Source organism: Snodgrassella alvi, from assembly GCF_040741455.2.
Classification (GTDB): Bacteria; Pseudomonadota; Gammaproteobacteria; order Burkholderiales; family Neisseriaceae; genus Snodgrassella; species Snodgrassella alvi_E.
On record NZ_CP160328.2, the window covers coordinates 1075206 to 1095193 of the forward strand.

Here is a 19988-nt window from a genome sequence, read left to right on the forward strand (position 1 = left end):
AATTAAATTTAGCTTCTCTTTCAGCAACCATGTATAACATTGAGCGGGTTTACACCTATCAGCAACAACAGCCAGCTGTATTGATTGACCGCCTGTGGCCGCGTGGTATCAGCAAAACCAGAATGAACAATGTTTTATGGCTAAAAACCGTTGCACCTTCCAGCCAGCTGCGACAGTGGCTACATCAGCAGCCCGATACCCGCTATGGTGAATTTTGCTTACGCTACCAGCAGGAACTGAAGCAGCCACAACAGCAACAAGACTTGCAGAAGCTACAACAACTGCATAAGCAGCACCAGCAATTATGGCTGCTAACCGCTGTTAAAGATATTACCCACAGCCATGTACCAATATTACTGGCACAATTACAGAATAGAGACAGTTAGAAAACAGTAAAAAGCTGTCTGATATATGGACACCGCCATTGATCCAAGATTGTCGTGAGATTTCAAAGGAAATTCACTGGGCGGCAACAGTAATTTCACACACAGGCTTTGGGATTCCAGATGGTTTTCAGTTCGTCATGCTGAGCAGATTCAAACATGAGTAAACAGACTCAAAAATCTGAAAGAAGACCATAAAAATATTGTGTTAGTAAATGAAGATCAATAATTTAGAATAAATCCCATTAAGAAAATATTTACCGGGATTTTATAAGAAAAAATAAAATTTTTTACATCAATAAAATATTGAGCAAATTGAATAAAGAAATAAGAAAAAAGAATTTTGTTAATACCTCATAAGATATGGGGTTGATTCCAAATAGTTTCTTGGATTTGAAGTATGTTTATAAAAAATTCTTGTTAAAACTAATCTTGAAATGCGAAATTTATTACGGCGTAGTTGCTGTAGACTATGTCATTGCCTTAATACAAATACTCCTTTGCCATTTTATTATTATATTCATGAGCTTATTGATTATATATCAATAGACATCATCAAGGTATAGATTCTTAAGATGCAGCCAATTCTTTTTTTCATTTGATTAAAGAAAAGTTAGAAAAAAACCTAATTTTTTAATATCAATCAAAGATAAAGTGTTAATGACAATTAATTTCTAATGGATAATCAATCTTCATTTTGTATAGATGTATAAAATGACAAGTCGAATTTGCGTCAAAATACAATTATATCTATGAAAAACTGGAAAAAATGCAATCTGAACTGCTTAACTGTGGTACCTTTTCCCAGTGACAGATCAGATATTATTATTGGCATATTCGGGAAATCAGTTCATGTGAAACATAAATAACCTTTGTCTGAAACAAATACCCAGCCGAAAATTACTTTCTGACCGGGTATTAAATTAATATTCTTATATTAAGTTCCGTCGCTCAGGCTGCATTAGCACTAGGCTGTGAACGTAACAGTTGAATCAGGCGCACAATACGTTCTTTCATCTCTCGCCGGTCGACAATCTGGTCAATGGCACCCTTATCCAGCAGAAACTCTGCCCGCTGGAATCCCTCCGGTAAAGTCTCACGCACTGTCTGTTCAATCACACGCGGACCGGCAAAGCCAATCAGTGCATTCGGTTCCGCCAGTACCACATCACCGATAAAGGCAAAGCTCGCAGAAACACCACCCATAGTAGGATTGGTCAATACCGAAATAAACGGCAGCGATTTATCCGTCAGCAGATGCAGAGAAGCACAGGTTTTGGCCATCTGCATTAGCGAATTCAAGCCTTCTTGCATCCGTGCCCCGCCAGAAGCAGCCACACAGATAAAAGTACAGTTATGTTTTACCGCTTCACGCACACCACGCACAAAACGTTCACCCACAACAGAGCCCATTGACCCGCCGATGAAATTGAATTCAAAAGCAGCTATTACCACCGGTACGCCATTCATAGTGCCACGCTTCACCACCAGCGCATCATCCTCTTGCGTCAGTTTGCGAGCAGTACTCAGACGGTCTGTATATTTTTTGCTGTCTCGGAACTTAAGAATATCAATCGGTTTAATATCAGCACCAATTTCATACTGTTTACCTTCATCCAGCATCAAGTGAATACGCTCACGCGCTGAAACCGGATTATGGTAGCCGCACTTTGGGCACACTTCCATGTTTTTCTTCAAATCCGTGGCATACAAAGTCGCCGCACAAGACGGACATTTTTGCCATAAACCTTCAGGAATACCGCCGGATTTGGCCACAGGATCTTTTTTAATCTTGGGTGGCAGGATTTTATCTAACCAACTCATACTTTCATTCCTGGTTATTACCGTCCGCATACTTCTCACGGGCGGCAGAATTAGGATTGCACGCAGATTATTCCAGCGCCTGTCTCAGCTCGGCCACTACCGGTGCGAGCGCCTCAGCTTCATGGCCTGCATGCTCAGCAATCGTCTGTACAAAGCGGCTGCCCACAATCACTGCATCAGCTACTGCACCGATACGGCGGGCACTGTCAGCATCGCGGATACCGAAACCCACACCAACAGGCACCTTAATAAACTGGCGTAAATGATCAATTTTACGCGAAACTTCAGTTGTATCCAACTGTGATGAACCAGTCACACCTTTTAGTGACACATAATAAACAAAACCACTGGCCTTACTGCCAATCAGTTTAATCCGTTCATCAGTTGTAGTCGGGGCAATCAGAAAAATACAATCCAGCCCGTGTAATTTCAGCTGTTCATGCAAATCATCAATTGCCTCTGCCGGACAATCTACAGTCAACACACCATCTACACCAGCCTGAGCAGCCGCACGGGCAAACGATGCATAGCCCATATGAAAAACTGGATTCAGGTAGCCCATTAATACCACCGGTGTAGTCTGATTATCCTGTCTGAACTGTGCCACCACGGACAGCACATCTGTCAGTGACACATGCTGACGCAAAGCCCGTTCTGATGCGGCTTGAATAACCGGCCCATCTGCCATCGGGTCGGAGAAAGGTACGCCTAGCTCAATAATATCCGTACCATTGGCAACCAGCGTCTGCATTAGCTTTACGGTAGCAACCGGATTAGGATCGCCACAGGTAATATACGATACCAGAGCAGTACGACCATGCAACTGCTCAAACGTCTGTTGAATTCTACTCATTTTTCTTATCTACCCTTTTCGGAGTGTGTCAATGCTGCTGCGACACCAGACGGACATCTATTCTAGCTGCCTCTAGCACCAGCGGGATTCCTGCTAGACTGCAATACCCGCTGTACAGTTAATCTCAACTTAATCATAGCATGCACCACAGCACATCCTTTAATTTTTCATCGACTGCACTGGTGCCGGCACGCGACCGCCGCGATTGATAAACACCTCGCAGGAACCGGATTTTACCGGCATCACCGGCGCCCGTCCCAGCAGGCCTCCAAACTCTACGTAATCACCAACATCTTTACCGCTAACAGGAATCACCCGCACTGCCGTGGTTTTACTATTAATTAGTCCGATTGCCGCTTCATCAGCAATAATACCGGCAAGCGTACTCGCCGGTGTATCGCCCGGTACCGCAATCATATCCAGACCTACCGAACACACTGCGGTCATCGCTTCCAGCTTATCCAGTGTCAATACACCTGCTTCTACTGCGGCTATCATACCTTCATCTTCCGATACCGGTATAAATGCACCACTCAGACCGCCCACAGCACTAGACGCCATCATACCGCCTTTTTTCACGGCATCATTAAGTAAGGCCAGTGCGGCTGTGGTACCGTGGGTACCGCATACACTCAACCCCATTGCTTCCAAAATGCGTGCCACACTATCACCCACTGCCGGAGTAGGCGCCAGTGATAAATCCAGAATACCAAATGGAATACCGAGCATTTTGCTGGCTTCGTGCCCAATTAACTCACCTACGCGAGTAATTTTAAACGCAGTTTTCTTCACCAGCTCGGCCACTTCGGTCAGAGAAAGACCCTGCGTATTCTGTAATGCCGCACAAACCACACCCGGTCCGGACACGCCCACATTAATCACGCAATCCGCCTCGCCGGCACCATGAAAAGCACCGGCCATAAATGGGTTATCCTCCACAGCATTACAAAACACAACGAGTTTGGCACAGCCAAAGCCCTCTGGTGTGATTTCAGCAGTCTGACGGATGGTTTTGCCCATTAACCTAACGGCATCCATATTAATACCGGCACGTGTAGAGCCGATATTTACCGAGCTACACACCACATCAGTACAGGCCATTGCCTTAGGAATAGAACGAATCAATACCTCATCGGCCGGACTCATACCCTTATGTACCAGAGCGGAAAAACCACCAATAAATGAAATACCAATGGCTTTGGCAGCCTTATCCAGCGTCTGCGCAATTGATACATAGGAATCCGCACCAGTGGCAGCACCAATCTGTGCAATCGGTGTGACCGCAATGCGTTGATTTACAATAGGCACACCATATTTGGCAGAAAGTTCTGTTGCCGTCTGCACCAAATTTTTTCCCACCCGCGTAATCTTGTTAAAAATCTTTTCATTGAGGCGGTTAATATCTGTATCAATACAATCATGCAGATCAATACCAATGGTAATGGTACGCACATCAAAATGCTGGTCAGAGACCATACGCACTGTTTCCAGAATTTCATTATTCTGAATAGAAAACGACATAGAAAACTCCTAAATCCGATGCATAGCATTAAACAGAGCTTCGTCCTGCACACGGATATGCAAACCCCGCTTTTCACCTTCACTGTCCAGAAATTCACTGAACTGCAAACGCGGCATTGTGCATCGCTCCGTATCCAGCAGAATAATCATAGTGAAATAATCATCCATAAGCTGCTGGCTAATATTCATAATGCTTACCTGATGCTCTGCCAGCAAAGTGGCAACTTCAGCAACAATACCAATACGGTCCTTACCAATTACTGTCATCACAGCATGACTAGACATACTCAATCCTATTCACAATAACGATTTCAAATCAGAAGAGCGCAAACAGCCTTAAGACATTTGCTCACATTTAAACAAAAGCGCACACAGCAGAATTAAAAGAGCAATTCCGCCCCCAAGCATTGCCACTCCATTCCAGCCGACATGTGCATAAGCCATAGCGGAAGCCAGCGAACCAAGTACACCGCCGATAAAATACATACTCATATAGCCCGATGCAATACGGCCTTTCAGCGCCGGATCTGAACGATAAATTAATGACTGATTGCAGATATGCAAAGCCTGAATAGCAAAATCCAGCAGTATTACCCCGCCAATCAGCGCCCACAGATACTGGCCACCGGCATACAGCAGTGCCCAGCTGAAGAGAAACAGCAGCGCACACACCACGGTCATTGCATAACTGCGGCCTTTATCAGCCGCCCAGCCTCCGACATTGGAACCGAATATACCCAGCGCACCAAACAGTCCGAACAAACCAATCGTACTTAAACTGAAATGATACGGAGCGTTACTGAGCAACAGCGTCAGCGGCGTCCACAACACAGAAAATAGACAAAAATCCAGCGCCCCCAGCACACCACGCTGACGCAATAACGGCGTACGCCACAACAAAGACCACACCGATACTAATGTCTGCCAATAGCCAAAAGATCGGCTGCGCTCACGTTGTACATGCGGTAACTTCCATTGCAAAGTCAGCGTCATCAGCATCAGCATGACCGCGCCCAATACATACACCATGCGCCAGCCCCACCAATGAGCCACCAAACCGGAAAAAGTGCGCGACAGCAGAATCCCCAGCAACAAACCGCTCATCAACGTACCAATTACACGCCCGCGCTGCTCAGGATCAGTTAGGCTGGCTGCTAGCGGCATCAGTATCTGCGCAACCGTACAAAAAGCACCCACCAGCAACAGTCCGGCTACAAATAAATATATATTCGGCGCCAGTGCAATGAGTAGTGCACTAATACTGACTACACCGTACAGAGAAACGATTAATTTTTTGTTATCCAGCAAATCACCCAAAGGCACCAGAAACATCAGACCCAGCGCATAGGCCAACTGTGTGAGTGTAATCAGCATTCCGCTACTGTCCACATCCAGTCCAAAATAGCGAGCCATGACCTCAATCAGCGGAAAAACAAAATAATTACTAGCTACCGCCAGACCGATGGCCAACGCCATCAAAAAAATCTGTACAGAAGACAGCCTGATACGATTATTCATACACCACAAACAATATTCAAACAATTACAGCACAGTGGCCTGCATAATCACAGGCTGATACCATCCAAACGGGCAACCGTATTGATATCCTTATCACCGCGGCCGGAAAGATTCACCAGAATCACTTCATCCGGACTCATTTTCGGTGCATTGGCCACAGCCCATGCCAGAGCGTGGCTAGATTCCAGCGCTGGTATGATTCCCTCTTGATGACAGAGCAGATGGAACGCTTCCATTGCTGCCTCATCACCCATAGCTTCATACTGAACACGACCAATATCATGCAGCAAGCTGTGTTCAGGACCGATTCCTGGATAATCCAGACCGGCAGAAACTGAATGCGTGGAAACCACCTGCCCGTTTTCATCCTGCATCAAATAACTGCGGAAGCCGTGTAAAACTCCTACCGGACTATGTGAGCTGATAGGCGCAGCATGCTGATGTCCAGTCAGACCCAGACCACCGGCCTCTACTCCCACCAGACGCGTTTCAGGGACATTAATATAAGGATAAAATAGCCCGATCGCATTCGAACCACCACCAACACAAGCTACAGCTACATCCGGCTGTCGCCCGATTGCTTCTTGCATCTGCTGCTTGGCCTCATTGCCAATCACGCACTGAAAATCGCGTACCATTTCTGGGTAGGGCATCGGACCGGCAGAAGTACCAATAATATAATAAGTATCATCTACCCGTGCCACCCACTCACGTAAAGCCTCATTCATGGCATCTTTCAGCGTGCATGAGCCTGAATCCACACCCACCACCTTTGCACCCAAAAGTTTCATCCGGTACACATTCGGTGCCTGACGCTGAATATCCTCTGTGCCCATAAACACTGTGCATTCCATGCCGAATCGTGCTGCCACTGTCGCTGATGCCACGCCATGCTGGCCAGCGCCGGTTTCGGCAATCACTCGCTTTTTACCCATGCGCTGTGCCAGTAAAGCCTGACCAATCGTATTGTTGATTTTGTGCGCACCGGTATGATTCAGGTCTTCCCGCTTCAAATAAATCTGTGCCCCACCCAGATGAGCAGTTAGGCGGCGGGCATAGTACACAGGACTGGGACGTCCCACATAATATTTCAAATCTTCATGGTATTGTGCCCAGAACGCCGGATCAGCCTTCGCTGCATAATAAGCCTGTTTTAACTCAGTTAGAGCCGTAATCAGTGTCTCTGATACAAACAGCCCGCCATGCTCACCATAAAATCCCTGTTCATCCGGATAATGATAATTTTCCATATTTTTTTCCATTGAGCAACTAAATACCTAGAGAATAAAACTATTCGGCCATATTAACATTTTTTAAATACATTATCCTGTAAACCGTCTAACCTACAGAATAATTGCACTCACAACTTTGCTTTCATCTGTCTATGTCGCAATTTCGGGTATCATAAAAAACAAACATAAATAATTACCAAAATGACGCCAATGCAGACTTGTGTTCTGAATAACCTGTTTCGCAGTATCAGAAACAAACGTCATCTAAGAAAGTTCGTTTATTCAATTATGATGAGTAATGAAAAAACCATCGTTAGATAAATTGATTGTAGCGACACGATAAAATCATATTTTTAGTAAATTACTTTTCGTATCTAGACATCAGAACCACTTTGAAAATCTTATACACTACCATTCACACATAACAACGAGCTTATTACATTGAAATTTTCCATCAAAATCTGAAATAAAACACAATACTCAGACAGACAGGTAAATATCGTTTTACTTTAGTACAATAGAAAAATTTAGCTTTAAAGCATCATCTATATAAGCTAATTTAACCAAAACTCCTTAATACTTTTCCGCGTAAAAGTCAAAATCAGCACAGATTTGGAAATCTTTGAAGCCCAAAATAAAAATTCCACGTTCGCAAAATTTATTTAAATAACTAATTGTTTTATAAAAAAATATTATCATACCGTACAAACAAAGGTATTATTAGCACCTAGAATCAACACCCCAAGTAGAAAAAGTACTAATTGCAGACATCAGATCCTGCATCTTTTGCTTATCCTTGACACCGGGTGACTGCTCCACACCACTGCACACATCAATAGCCAGAGCATTACTTTGTCTGATTGCAGAGACAATATTTTCCGGTTTCAAACCACCGGAAAGCACCCATGGCCGTGCCAGCATGGACGGCAAAATTTGCCAATCAAAACTCTGCCCAGTACCGCCATATTGTCCACTGACCGCAGCATCAAACAATAAAGCACGTGCATCCGTATGCACAGCAGCAGCCGTTTCAATATCAGCCCTGTTTTGTACCCGTACAGCCTTAATATATGGACGCTGGAATTGGCGACAGAATTCCGCATTTTCATCACCATGAAACTGAAGCACATCCAGCGGCACCTTCGCCAGTACATCCTCTATCTCAGCAGCCCGTGCATTCACAAACAGCCCAACCACCGTAACAAAAGGTGCTATTGCACGCACAATCGTCTGAGCCTGCGCAATTGTGACACAGCGCTTACTGCCAGCAAAAAATATCAACCCAATGGCATCTACCCCTAATTGTGCAGCAAACTGTGCATCTTCAACCCTCGTCATGCCACAAATTTTCGTACGAATGTTCATATTTCACCTTTTTTAACTGCCAGTTAGTGCCCCACCTAAATTAATCTAGATTCGGCCAAAGCCATAGCGGCAATGGCTGCGTATCCACATCCCATTGAGCGGGATAATCAACACCGGTAAGGTATAGCCCGTCCGGCATAAATGTTGGCGGAGCCAGTTGCCGGCTTTTTGCCGCCAGCAATTGTGCAAATCCAGACACACTTAGCTTACCCGCTCCCACATACACCAGCGCACCTACAATATTACGCACCATATTGTGGACAAATGCACTGCCATGGAAATCTATCGCCATCAATTCAGGACTACCACTGAGTCTCAGTGCATACAAAGTTTTTACTGGTGATTTAGCCTGACAGTCACTGGAGCGAAAGCTGGAAAAATCGTGTTCACCAACCAGCAATGCAGCTGCTTCACGCATCAATTCCATATTGAGAGGATAATGAGTCCAGCCGACTCGTCCACGCAGCTGCGGCATACGGACACGACTGGATTCAAGCATATAACGGTAACGCCGTCCGCAAGCATCAAACCGTGCATGAAATTCAGCAGCAACCATCTGAGCTTTAAGAATCCGGATATTCTTATCCATTGTCGTATTGCTTCCACGCAGCCATGCCTCCGCACTTCGTCTGGCATGCGTGTCGAAGTGTACAATCTGACCGGTAGCATGCACACCAGCATCAGTGCGCCCTGCCACCACCACCTCTACTTCTTCCGCCGCTACAGAGCTTATTGCTTTCTCCAACACCGACTGAATGGTATATAATCCGTCTGGCTGTTTCTGCCAGCCATGGAAAGCTGTACCATCATAAGCAATTGTTAATGCCCAGCGCTGCTTGTAGCCAATATCATCCTGCATATTTTCTGGACGCTTTACCACATTACCTACCATTCCTTTTCCAAATCCACATTAATACACACTGTTATGTGGCATTATTATCGCATAGCCATCATTTGCGTTCATATTTATAATGAGTTGCTTACCAAATAAACAGGTAAGATAAACAATTTGGCGGCCGGCACACTCATCCAAATCATTAGACAGATACTGATTGATGATAGTTTTCGTTTTTGCTACCAGACTTAGCAAAAAGCTGTTTACAGCCAATAGCAGTTGGATAACATACCAAAGATTTTGCAAATACATTTTTCAACACCAGCCGCATATAATCTATCTAAATACAGCATTTTTTATTGCTTCCAAAATATCGTCATATAAATCAAATCTAGATACAAACTCGAAATAAAAAGACTGAATCCTGATACAGGATTCAGTCTTTACCAAATACGAACTGTCATTTAGCATGTTCTGTACAGATTAGCCTCCTAGCTGTTGTAACAGATTCTGAGCTTCCGCCAAAACTGCGCCATTAGCTTCATCGACCAATTCTCGTAAAGTCTGGCGTGCAGTCACCGCATCATCCATCTCCAGATACATCTTAGCCAGCTCCAGCTTGGCCTGTAACGGAATTGCCTGCTGTTCAGGTGTCAATGGCTTATCAGTTTCTTCTTCCTCTTCGGCCGACTGCTCTAGCCAATCCTGTGCACCGTTGCCAGTTGCAAAAGAAGAAATTGGAGCTGGAGAAGGGGCAGCGCTACTTTCAATAGCTGTGGATTCTGCCTGATTATCATCCAGTGTAAAGTCCATGGACGAAACATCCACCACATCAGCATCAGTCGGTTGTGCTGAAGTAGATGGAGCAGCTTGTGAATCCTCATGCTCATCACTAATACTTAATGCATCCCAATCAATATCATTTGAAATCGCTTCATCTTCAGCAACAAACGCATGTTGATCCTGAGATGACAAAGCCTGATCAATTGTAGAGGATGTATCCTCTGCCACAGCAGCAGATTCGTTTTTGGACTCTTCATCAAACTTAAAGTCCTCGTCCCATTGCAAATCAGCCAGAGCATTAAGTGTATCCACTTCAGCTGCCGCCGGTTTAGATTCCGGCTCAACAACAGCAGGCTCCTCCTCTGGGCTGAAATTCATATCTAATGATGGCAAATCATCAGTATCTGTGGCTGTTTGCTCAGCCATCACCACATCAGAATGCGCAGCCGATTCATGCTCATCTTTACTAGCATCATCAGCCACCACCCATTCAAAATCCGCGCTGTCTGCTTCTTCTTTTTCCGGCTCAGTTACAGGAGATTCTTTAGAAGTCAGCACTTCCGGCTGTTCAGTTTCATCAATTTGATCCAGCCAAGATAAATCGTCGCCATTATCCATCTCTGCTACTGATGGGGCTGTTGTATCTGCAGGAGCAGCTGGCGTATCATCGGTGAAATTAAAATTCAGCCAGTCAATATCATCTTCTTCAGGCTTGTTTGCAGCAGCCTCAGGTTTTGATTCGGGAAGCTGAGTAGTAACGGCAGATTCGGAAACATTGTCAGCCGGCGCGTCAGCTTTCTCGGAGCTGTCAGAAGACTCATCATTCAGCCACGACCAATCATCTGCATCGGCTGACGCTGATGAGGCTGCCACTGCAGTAGATGCCTGATTAGTTGCAGCTGGCGATGCCGGTTCTGACTGTTGAAGTTTCGGTGGTTCATCATTGAATACCACATCATCATCGTCTTCATCATCAGATGAATAATATTCCTCAGCTTCCTCAGCATCGCGTTTTTTACGTCTCTGCCATATAAATGCGGCAATCAGCAGCACACCAGCGAGACCAACCAAAGCATAAGGCCACCAGGATGGCAACAACGATTCTTCTGGTGCAGGTTCTACAGGCTGTACAGGTGCTGGAGTTGGATTGACCTTAGGCTGCACTGGTTTCGCTTTCACCACAGAAGCAGCAGAAGCGGCTGGTGCAGATGCGGAGGCAGCAACAGCTTCAGTTTTACCTGCATCTTGCGTTTTAGCTACTTCTGGCTTAGTTGGAACTATAGGTTCTGAAGCAGCAGCCTTCTGAATTTTGTTTGCAGATACATCAGATTTGGTTGGAGTTGCGGCTGCAGTATTTTCAGCAGCCTTAGCATCTGGCGCAACAGATACAGGTGATTTACTCTGTGCAGTCACCGGCTGTTGAACCGTTTTAATTTTTACTTTAGATAATTTATACAGCTGGGTAGTAGAAGGAATATTCAGACTGATATTCCGATACATCAAATCCGGATTACCATTACGAAATGCCTGTGGATTGGCCACAAGCAGAGCATGCATTGTCTGCTCTACTGTCATATTCTGCGGCCGTACCTTACGTGCAACATCCATCAGTGTTTCATTATTGTCTACATTATATTTCACTACCGCATTGTCTGAAGCAAGCCTGTTTTGCAAAGCTGCAGTAGCCCGTGCAGCGGATTTGTTTCTAACAGAGTGTGCCTGCTTATGATGTTTACTGCCATTTCGAGCAGAAGCAGAGGAACCATGCCCATTTTCCGGCGGATCAAGTAATGCTGTATATTGCCTACCCTGACTACCTGAGACGAGGCTAAAAGACATCATCGGATCACTAATTGGCTTACTGGATCGCAAATGAATCACTGCATTCTGCCCTTGCGGTGTCACCCGCACCTGTAGCGGTGCGCCTGAAATTGTCGGCCGACCCTTTAAAGCGGCTCTGGCTTCATCACCAGTTACAACCACGCTACCTGAAAATGGCTCTCCCAAAGCAGAGTTAACCTGCAGGCTGCCAAGTCCTGCCCATGCAGGTGCACTGGCCGAAAAACATAAAGACAGTGCGATGATTTTTAAATTATATGCGTTCTTCAATCCCGTACCCTCACCGGTAATGCACCATTGCCATCAGGCTCGTGCCTATTCATTTGAAAATTTCTGCAAGTACTTAAAATGCAACTGGTGTTTAACGTTCACTAAACCTGTTTTTATATTATCTCACGCTATAATAGCTTTTGCGACCATTTAATGCCAAATCACCTTGACCTATTTTGCTCTTATAACATGCATAACTGTGGATATTTTCAGACGAAACATCATCCAAAAAACACTAAACCAATATACAACAATGGTTAAATTTTGTTTAATACCTTGCTTTAACAGGTGCCAAGTGTAAAAACTCAGGGTATCATGGAGATTATTTCACACCCTACAACAACAAACCTGAAAAAAGATATACAGTCCTGAATAATGAAAGCAGTATTCGAATTTCTGGTAGTTATTCTCTTCTTTGCTACCTATGCCTTAACCAAAAATATTATTCTGGCCACCGAGGTGGCTATCGCAGCCGGCTTGATTCAGGCCGCATGGTGTTTAATTAAATACCGGCGTCTGCAAACCATGCAGTGGGTAAGCCTGCTTTTGGTTGTAATACTGGGTGGCGCAACCATAATATTAAAAAACCCGCACTTCATAATGTGGAAGCCAACAATCCTTTTTTGGGTAATGGCTATAGGCCTGCTGATTTCACATCTATGCGGAAAAAACGTGCTAAAAAGCACAATTGGCAAAGAAATTAGCTTGCCAGCTCCGGCATGGCGTAAACTTACTTATGCTTGGGTAATATTTCTACTGGCACTGGGTACACTCAATTTGTGGGTTGCTTATTGCTTTACCGAAGCACAATGGGTTAATTTCAAACTTTTTGGCAGTACCACCATTTTAGTTCTGTTTACCATCGGACAGACGGTATATATTAGCCGATACATTAAAAAGGATGAGTTGTAATGCTGTTTATGCTGATGGCCACTGATGCCGACAATAGTCATGAAGCACGTATCAAGGCCAGACCCAGACATCTGGCTCGATTGCAAGAGCTACAAGCACAAAACCGTTTGGTTTTGGCCGGTCCTAATCCTCTGCCAGATGATGAAAGCCGTTTTTCTGGTAGTCTGGTCATTGCCGATTTTGAATCTTTAGATGAAGCACAGGCATGGGCGGAACAAGATCCTTATGTGGATGCAGGCGTCTATGAAGAAATACTGATTCGGCCTTTTAAAAAAGTTTTGCCTGATGACTGACATCCAAACAGCCATCCGTATGCGCCTGCAATCACTGAATCCGGTACAACTCAAACTGATTGACGACAGCCATCTGCATGCAGGGCATAAAGGTCATCATGGCGGGGGACATTATCGTTTGCTAGTGGTCAGCGATGCATTCAACGGTTTATCGCGTCTGGCTCGTCAGCGGAAAGTTCATCAGCTACTGAAAGATTTATTCAAGGCTAATACCATCCATGCCCTCAGCATCATGGCATGTACAAACAGCGAATATTTAACCAAGCAATAATCTATTTCTATCCACTTAAATGAGAGAGTTAACCATGAAAAAACAATTAATTGCTGCTGCCATTTTACTGGGACTAACCGGTATTGCTACTGCCCAGACGGTTGCGACCGTAAACGGAACCAAAATCGACAGTAAAGAGGTCGATAATCAGGTAGCCGTATTGGTTCAGGAAAGCCAGAACCAGATTCAGGATACACCCGAATTACGCAAGAGCATCACTGGCCGTCTGGTGACTCGTACCTTACTGATTCAGGCCGCCAAAAAGCAGAATCTTGATAAAGATCCAGAATATTTGAATGCATTGAATCAGGCAGAAGCAGAAGCTAAACGTCTTGGCGATGATAAAAAGCCTGGTTTCAAAGAAGAATGGGCTTTCTTTAAAGATAATCTGCTGACTCAGGCTTATCTGGCCAACGTTGCCAAAAATAACCCTGTAAAACCTGAAGATGTGCGCAATGCCTATAACGACATGGTGAAATATTACAGCGGCACTCAGGAAGTTCAGTTAGGTGAAATTATCACACGTGATGCAGACACGGCCAATAAAGCCATAGCTAAACTAAAAGAGAAAAAAAGCTTTGCGACCGTAGCCAAAGAGTTCACAATTGATCCGGCCGGCCGTGAAAACGGAGGTATTCCAAAAGGCTATGTTGCCATGAAAGACCTTCAAGAGAGTGCCACACCCGTTTATAACGCCATTAAAGATTTGAAAAAAGGTCAGTACACTCCTGCTCCGGTACAGGGTAACGGCAACATTTACGCTGTATTCTACGTAAACGACAAACGCAACCTAAAACTGCCAACCCAGAAAGAAATGGAACCAATCCTGTCACGCCGTCTGCAAAGTGCCACTCTGGCTCAGGCTATTGACCAGCTGTACAAGAATGCAAATATCAAATAATTATTTTTTCCGACTTTAATAAACGGATCAGATAACAAGGAATTTACGATATGAAAAAAAGCATTACCTGGCTGGCCGGCTTCAGTATCATGGCCGCTGGGCTCGCTTTTGCCGATGCACCCAAAATTGATTCACAGCGCATTAATGTCATGCTAAAACAGTATGAGCGTCAGATGCAGGCACAGCCGGGTGCTCCAGCGCCGAATAAAGCAGAGATTCAGAAAGAAATCACGTTGCGCCTGCAAACGGCCGATATATTGAAAGCAGAAGCCCTTAAGGCCGGTTTGGATAAACAACCAGACACACAGGCCGCTTGGCAGAACATGCAGGCTCAATTCTATGCAGCCCAGTATGTAGACCATCTGGCTGCCAGCATTGAAGTAAGCGACAGTGATTTGCGCCGGCAATATCAACAGGTGAGTCAGGAAATCAACTTACTGCCCATTGTTTTTCCAAGCGAACAAGCAGCTGAAGAAGGTTTAAGCAAACTGAAAAAAGGACTGGCTTACGAAACTTTGCTTAAACAGGTAAACCCAGAAGCACCACAAAGCAATTGGATGAACCCACAGCAACTGCCTCCTGAATTTGCCCAACTGGCCTCACAACTGAAAAGTGGTCAGATTTCACCTAATGTGATCACGATTGACGGACATTACATCCTGTTGAAACTAGCTGGTACGCGTCAGGCACCTGATGCTCCCGCATTTGACCAGATTAAAGAGCAGCTTCGCAATCAGGCCAAACAGGAAAAAGTATCCCAACAAATCAATCAAATTTTGAAAAACAATGGCATTAATCTAAACAATTAATAGCCTGAATATAAAAAACCGGTACTAAAGTACCGGTTTTTTATATTCAGCTCACCTAAAACGCGAGAAAACTTACTAGAAAATCATTCTGGCTGATATAGCATATCTACAAAAGGAATACCATCCGTAATATATGGCGCACCTTGAATTTTAAAACCATGTTGTTGATAAAATTTAAGAACCTGACGGCTCGACTCAATTTTAATCGGATAATCCGAATAGTGACTCTGTGCATAATGCAGGATCAGTTTAATCAGCTGGTCTCCTAAGCCGGTACCACGAAAATCCGAGCGGGTGACAAAGCGACTGAATGTAAAATGCACACCAGCTAAATACATTCTGGCATAAGCCAGAATTTGCCCGTCTCGTTTATAGTAAACATGTTTGGCCAACACATCCCAGTCATCCAACTCTTGATATATCCGCTGCTGCTCTACCATAAAAGTGTCAATACGCAATCGAGCAATGCGATAAAAATCTTGTGACGAAAGTTCATCTAATTTTTTGATACACCACATAAAACTTTCACACTCCTCTTAACCACAAAACTGATTGCATTTGGTACTGGTTTGTTACTAAAATCAAATAAGCATAGATTTAATACACTGTTTCTCAAAATATCTTGTAATTACATTATGCCGGCTTGCTATGCTTACACTTAAAACAAACTCAGTATAAAAACAATAAGACAAATAATCAAATAACAATCTTAATTCTGGCAAAAATAAAAATACTGCTTTAACCTAAACCAATATATAGAGAAACGGATTACCCAAAGTCAAACAAGGTAATCCGTAGCTAGGATAATAGAAGATTATTGTTTCGCCGCTTCTACTTGAATATTCAGCTTAACATAACGACTTGCCGGCATAACCTGCACATACTCATTAATTCCCCATTGAGTACGATCAATAACAGCTTCAAAATCACCGCCACAAACTTGAGATTGTGTCATCGGGCTTTTATAACAATTGAATTTAGTAGCACGCAAAACTACAGGGTGTGTTTGCCCTACCATTGTTAATTGGCCGCGCAAAGCCCTAACTTTTCCATTTTTATCGAAAATCCAGTTCTGCGAAACAAATCGCAGTGACGGATATTGTGCCGCATTAAAAAAAGCTTTACTTTGCAGATGTTGAGTAAATTCACTGCGGCCCGTATCCAGCTTAGCCAGTGGAAGAGTAATATCTACTGCACCGGTTTTAGCTTTCGCATCAAATTGCAACTCACCCTCTAGATTATAAAATCCCCCTACATTGCTGGAAGTGGCAAAATGATCTAAAGTGAATCGCGCGTTGGTATGCAAGGGATCAAGTTTATAAGTTGCAGCCATTGCTGGTACACTTATACCCAACAATGTGGCCATCAAAATACAGGTAAATCGGCTCATTATTTATTTCCTTTGTCCATTTGGCTAACAGATTAATGGTAGCCTGAATAAGCCTACGGACAAATCCCGCAGAGTAAATATATTTTTTCTTTTAAAGAAACAATTAAACATATTCAGGTCTGTTCTTAATCACAATTCCTTTCACTAATTTCTATCCAAAGCTTAAGCTACATTCATCTGTCAAAAACTGCCATAGATTCAAGATGTGCTGTTTGTGCAAATAAATTCATAATGCCGCCGGCACGGTACTGGTAACCACGTTTAACCAGTAAACCAGCATCACGTGCCAGCGTAGCCGGATCACAGGACACATACACAATCCGCTTAGGCAGAAACCGTTCTTCAAGCTCATTTAAAGCCAATATCAAAGCTTGAGCACCTGCCCGCGGCGGGTCGAGCAGCCATTTATGCGCATATCCAAACTTACGTAAACGTTGCCCATTCATTGCAAAGAGATCAGCCTGCTGAAAATGGGCTAAATGTTTCAGGCCATTATATTGGGCATTGGCACTGGCACGTCTGCACATGGCAGCCATCCCTTCCACACCCACTACTTCAGCCTGCATCCGAGCAATCGGTAGACTGAAATTACCCAATCCGCAGAACCAATCTATAATTCTTTCCCCGGCTTGCGGTTGTAGCGATTGTATGGCACGCTGAACCATTAAAGCATTAGTCAGCTGATTAACCTGCGTGAAATCTTCTGGCTGGTAAGGAATCACTGTCTGAAATTCAGGGAGATGATAGCTTAGTTTGTACATGTGCTTAGCAGTCTGCAACGCCGTGGTTCGGCCTGTTTGTAACCACCATTGCCATAGCTTTCCGGTTTGTTGCTGCAATTGCAGCAACAAAGAATCAATTTGTTTGCGCTGATTATGGTTTATGGCAGAAGCCTGCAATGTAAGAGCATTTACCTCATTGCCCTGATGCAGCATCACACCGGACACACTACCCTCCGGCCAGCTTTGCAATAATGTTTTAATCGGCTTTAATGCTTCTGACAACACTTCCGACAACACCATACATTCATCAATATCTACAATATTATGGCTGTGTCTGGCCTGAAAGCCCAGTTTCAGACGCCCAGCCTGATACACAGCGCGCAAACGTACCCGTTCACGATAACGCCATGGCAGTCCATATATTGGTGCCATCAGCTCGTCTGGTTGCACCTTTCCTAAACGCCGCATCTGATTCATCCACGCACGTTGTTTCAGAGCTACCTGAGTTGTAAACTCAATATGCTGGCTGTTACAGCCACCGCACCGTCCATAGTACACACAAGGTGGCTGTATACGTGCATTAGCAGCGCGTAGCAGTTTGCCAATTTTGCCCTCAGTGTAGGACTTTTTTTCCCGTACCGACTGCCACTGCACCACCTCACCCGGTAAAGCATCTTCAATAAATACAGCCTTACCGTTTACACGGGCAACACCGCGCCCTTCCTGATTCCAGTCAATAATATGTGCTGTCAACTGTTGTTCCAAACTGAACCCTCAAGCCAGAAAAAGACCGCAAATAATCTTAATTGTGTATATTTTCTCACATCACAGACAAATTACGTTATGATTATATTCATATTGCCATACCGGATTTTCAGAATAATGTTGAAACCTATACTTTATGCACTCACCACTTCCATCATATCTGCTAGTGCATATGCTGCCATCCCCATGCCAGATTATGCCGTACCTAGTAAGGGGCAGCAGGTCATACTGAATATTCCGCAGCTACGGCTGTTTTTGTTTCAAGATGGCAAGTTAATCAAAACCTATCCCATAACTGTCGGTAAAGCGAGCACACAAACACCGCTAGGTGAATACAAAATTGGTGCTAAAGTGGCCAATCCCACTTGGAGCGTACCACGTAGTATTCAAAAAGAAATGGCGGCCAGTGGAAAAGCGGTACAGAAATCAGTGCCGCCCGGCCCCAAAAATCCGCTTGGTCCGGTATTTGTCCGTCTTGGTGAACCCAGACTCGGTCTAGGCATTCATGGTACAAATGTACCCAGCAGTGTACCCGGCGTACGAAGTCATGGCTGTGTTCGGCTGCAAAGCCCCAACGCATTGGATTTTGCTGCAACTGTTCAAAGCGGTGCAGATGCAGCGGTAATCTATCAGCAAGTTTCAGTAAACATCGACGAACAGAACGATATTTGGATTGCGGTTTACCGAGACCCCTATAACAAACGCAATCTAAACAAAAAACTACTTAATCAGAGTATTAGTTCTTGGGCAAATCAGCATCAGCAACAGGTAGACCAAAAGCGTCTAGCTGCTGCCTTGATTAAACCGGCCAACACATTAATCTGTCTCACATGTACTGCCGGCAAAACTAAAGTCAGCGGTGCGCTCAGCTCGTTACAGTGGACTAGTGGTAAGGGTGAGCTGGTTGAACTAAAACACATCAACACTATAAACTCACAACCTAAACAGGAAATTGCTCCAGAAAGCAGCAACGTAGAAGTGGATGAGGATATGGATGATACATCCAAACAAGACATAACCCCGTTAAATCCCACCCTTACAGTACCAGAAAAAGTACATCCAGCTCCGGAAAAAAATATTCCAGTTAACAAAATTCCGGCCTCATCCGATCCGGGATTTGACGCATTGCTATAAGATATCAGCAACGAATTAATTGCACAGAAATTAAATTCGTGTCTGAAAATCGGGCAACAACTGCCACAATGCACTTTTTTCTGCCACCTTTAGCCGCTTAAGCCGAAATTCACATCTGGCTGCCGCGGCTTTATTTATACCCACGCACACCAGCCGCATCTGCACTGGAGTATGCATACGCGTATACTTTGCCCCTTTCCCCGAACAATGCGCCAGCCAGCGCAGCAAAGGCCGGTTTGAGATTCCACAGTAATACGCACCATTATCACAAAGCAGCATATACACTGACCAATCAGCGTGAAACTGTGGCAACGGGGGTAGAGCGGCCAGAATAGAAGCAGATAAATTCAATCGCAATACTCAATAAA

At 44.4% G+C, this 19988-nt stretch carries 20 protein-coding genes; 7 read left to right on the top strand and 13 right to left on the bottom strand.

Annotated elements, in window-relative coordinates:
* Nucleotides 1-29 precede the first annotated feature (29 nt).
* Entirely contained in the window at nt 30-386 is a 357-nt protein-coding gene (locus ABU615_RS04930) for a DUF488 domain-containing protein (protein ID WP_267408547.1), read from the top strand.
* Between the two features lie 948 nt (nt 387-1334).
* Here the strand turns inward: ABU615_RS04930 and accD are convergent.
* From accD to ABU615_RS04975, 9 genes are all read right to left on the bottom strand, one after another.
* A complete protein-coding gene (gene accD, locus ABU615_RS04935) occupies nt 1335-2207 on the bottom strand; it encodes an acetyl-CoA carboxylase, carboxyltransferase subunit beta (RefSeq protein WP_267392133.1) in 873 nt (290 codons plus the stop codon).
* Nucleotides 2208-2274: 67 nt separating this feature from the next.
* Nucleotides 2275-3060, bottom strand: coding sequence for a tryptophan synthase subunit alpha (gene trpA, locus ABU615_RS04940; protein WP_267404136.1), 786 nt, complete (start codon nt 3058-3060; stop codon nt 2275-2277).
* 159 nt (nt 3061-3219) lie between these two features.
* Nucleotides 3220-4581, bottom strand: a complete 1362-nt coding sequence (locus ABU615_RS04945; protein WP_370389311.1) for a PFL family protein — start codon at nt 4579-4581, stop codon at nt 3220-3222.
* Nucleotides 4582-4590: 9 nt separating this feature from the next.
* Nucleotides 4591-4866 carry an ACT domain-containing protein gene (locus ABU615_RS04950; RefSeq protein ID WP_100140493.1) on the bottom strand — a complete coding sequence of 92 codons (276 nt, stop codon included), beginning with the start codon at nt 4864-4866 and terminating at the stop codon, nt 4591-4593.
* A gap of 51 nt (nt 4867-4917) precedes the next feature.
* Nucleotides 4918-6099, bottom strand: coding sequence for an MFS transporter (locus tag ABU615_RS04955; protein WP_370389312.1), 1182 nt, complete (start codon nt 6097-6099; stop codon nt 4918-4920).
* Between the two features lie 47 nt (nt 6100-6146).
* Nucleotides 6147-7349 carry a tryptophan synthase subunit beta gene (trpB, locus tag ABU615_RS04960; RefSeq protein ID WP_100157328.1) on the bottom strand — a complete coding sequence of 401 codons (1203 nt, stop codon included), beginning with the start codon at nt 7347-7349 and terminating at the stop codon, nt 6147-6149.
* 702 nt (nt 7350-8051) lie between these two features.
* Complete coding sequence (locus ABU615_RS04965; RefSeq protein ID WP_370389313.1) at nt 8052-8696, bottom strand: phosphoribosylanthranilate isomerase; 645 nt, start codon at nt 8694-8696, stop codon at nt 8052-8054.
* 40 nt (nt 8697-8736) lie between these two features.
* Nucleotides 8737-9588 (bottom strand): tRNA pseudouridine(38-40) synthase TruA, encoded by an 852-nt coding sequence (gene truA / locus ABU615_RS04970; RefSeq protein WP_370388299.1) that lies wholly within the window; start codon nt 9586-9588, stop codon nt 8737-8739.
* Between the two features lie 426 nt (nt 9589-10014).
* Entirely contained in the window at nt 10015-12423 is a 2409-nt protein-coding gene (locus tag ABU615_RS04975) for a FimV/HubP family polar landmark protein (RefSeq protein WP_370389314.1), read from the bottom strand.
* Nucleotides 12424-12798: 375 nt separating this feature from the next.
* Between ABU615_RS04975 and ABU615_RS04980 the strand changes: the two genes are divergently transcribed.
* Genes ABU615_RS04980 through ABU615_RS05000 form a run of 5 tightly spaced genes read left to right on the top strand, consistent with a single transcriptional unit; the run spans nt 12799 to nt 15609 of the window.
* Nucleotides 12799-13335: a septation protein A gene (locus tag ABU615_RS04980; protein ID WP_100140499.1), complete on the top strand. Its 537-nt coding sequence runs from the start codon at nt 12799-12801 to the stop codon at nt 13333-13335.
* Nucleotides 13335-13628, top strand: a complete 294-nt coding sequence (locus ABU615_RS04985) for a YciI family protein (protein ID WP_370389315.1) — start codon at nt 13335-13337, stop codon at nt 13626-13628. Before ABU615_RS04980 ends, ABU615_RS04985 begins: the two co-directional genes overlap by 1 nt.
* On the top strand, nt 13621-13899 hold the full coding sequence (locus tag ABU615_RS04990; RefSeq protein WP_100140501.1) for a BolA family transcriptional regulator: 279 nt from the start codon (nt 13621-13623) through the stop codon (nt 13897-13899). Before ABU615_RS04985 ends, ABU615_RS04990 begins: the two co-directional genes overlap by 8 nt.
* A gap of 34 nt (nt 13900-13933) precedes the next feature.
* Complete coding sequence (locus ABU615_RS04995) at nt 13934-14800, top strand: SurA N-terminal domain-containing protein (protein WP_367486983.1); 867 nt, start codon at nt 13934-13936, stop codon at nt 14798-14800.
* A 50-nt stretch (nt 14801-14850) separates the two neighbouring features.
* Nucleotides 14851-15609, top strand: coding sequence for a peptidylprolyl isomerase (locus ABU615_RS05000; RefSeq protein WP_267404119.1), 759 nt, complete (start codon nt 14851-14853; stop codon nt 15607-15609).
* Between the two features lie 83 nt (nt 15610-15692).
* Here ABU615_RS05000 and ABU615_RS05005 read toward each other — a convergent pair whose 3' ends face one another.
* From ABU615_RS05005 to rlmD, 3 genes are all read right to left on the bottom strand, one after another.
* A complete protein-coding gene (locus ABU615_RS05005; RefSeq protein WP_367486980.1) occupies nt 15693-16127 on the bottom strand; it encodes a GNAT family N-acetyltransferase in 435 nt (144 codons plus the stop codon).
* 296 nt (nt 16128-16423) lie between these two features.
* A complete protein-coding gene (locus tag ABU615_RS05010) occupies nt 16424-16999 on the bottom strand; it encodes a YceI family protein (RefSeq protein ID WP_370389316.1) in 576 nt (191 codons plus the stop codon).
* Between the two features lie 173 nt (nt 17000-17172).
* On the bottom strand, nt 17173-18474 hold the full coding sequence (gene rlmD, locus ABU615_RS05015) for a 23S rRNA (uracil(1939)-C(5))-methyltransferase RlmD (protein ID WP_370389317.1): 1302 nt from the start codon (nt 18472-18474) through the stop codon (nt 17173-17175).
* Between the two features lie 129 nt (nt 18475-18603).
* Here rlmD and ABU615_RS05020 point away from each other — a divergent pair, with 129 nt between their 5' ends.
* Nucleotides 18604-19620: a L,D-transpeptidase gene (locus ABU615_RS05020; RefSeq protein ID WP_370389318.1), complete on the top strand. Its 1017-nt coding sequence runs from the start codon at nt 18604-18606 to the stop codon at nt 19618-19620.
* Between the two features lie 30 nt (nt 19621-19650).
* Here ABU615_RS05020 and ABU615_RS05025 read toward each other — a convergent pair whose 3' ends face one another.
* Nucleotides 19651-19899, bottom strand: coding sequence for a GIY-YIG nuclease family protein (locus ABU615_RS05025; RefSeq protein ID WP_367490799.1), 249 nt, complete (start codon nt 19897-19899; stop codon nt 19651-19653).
* Nucleotides 19900-19988: the final 89 nt, after the last annotated feature.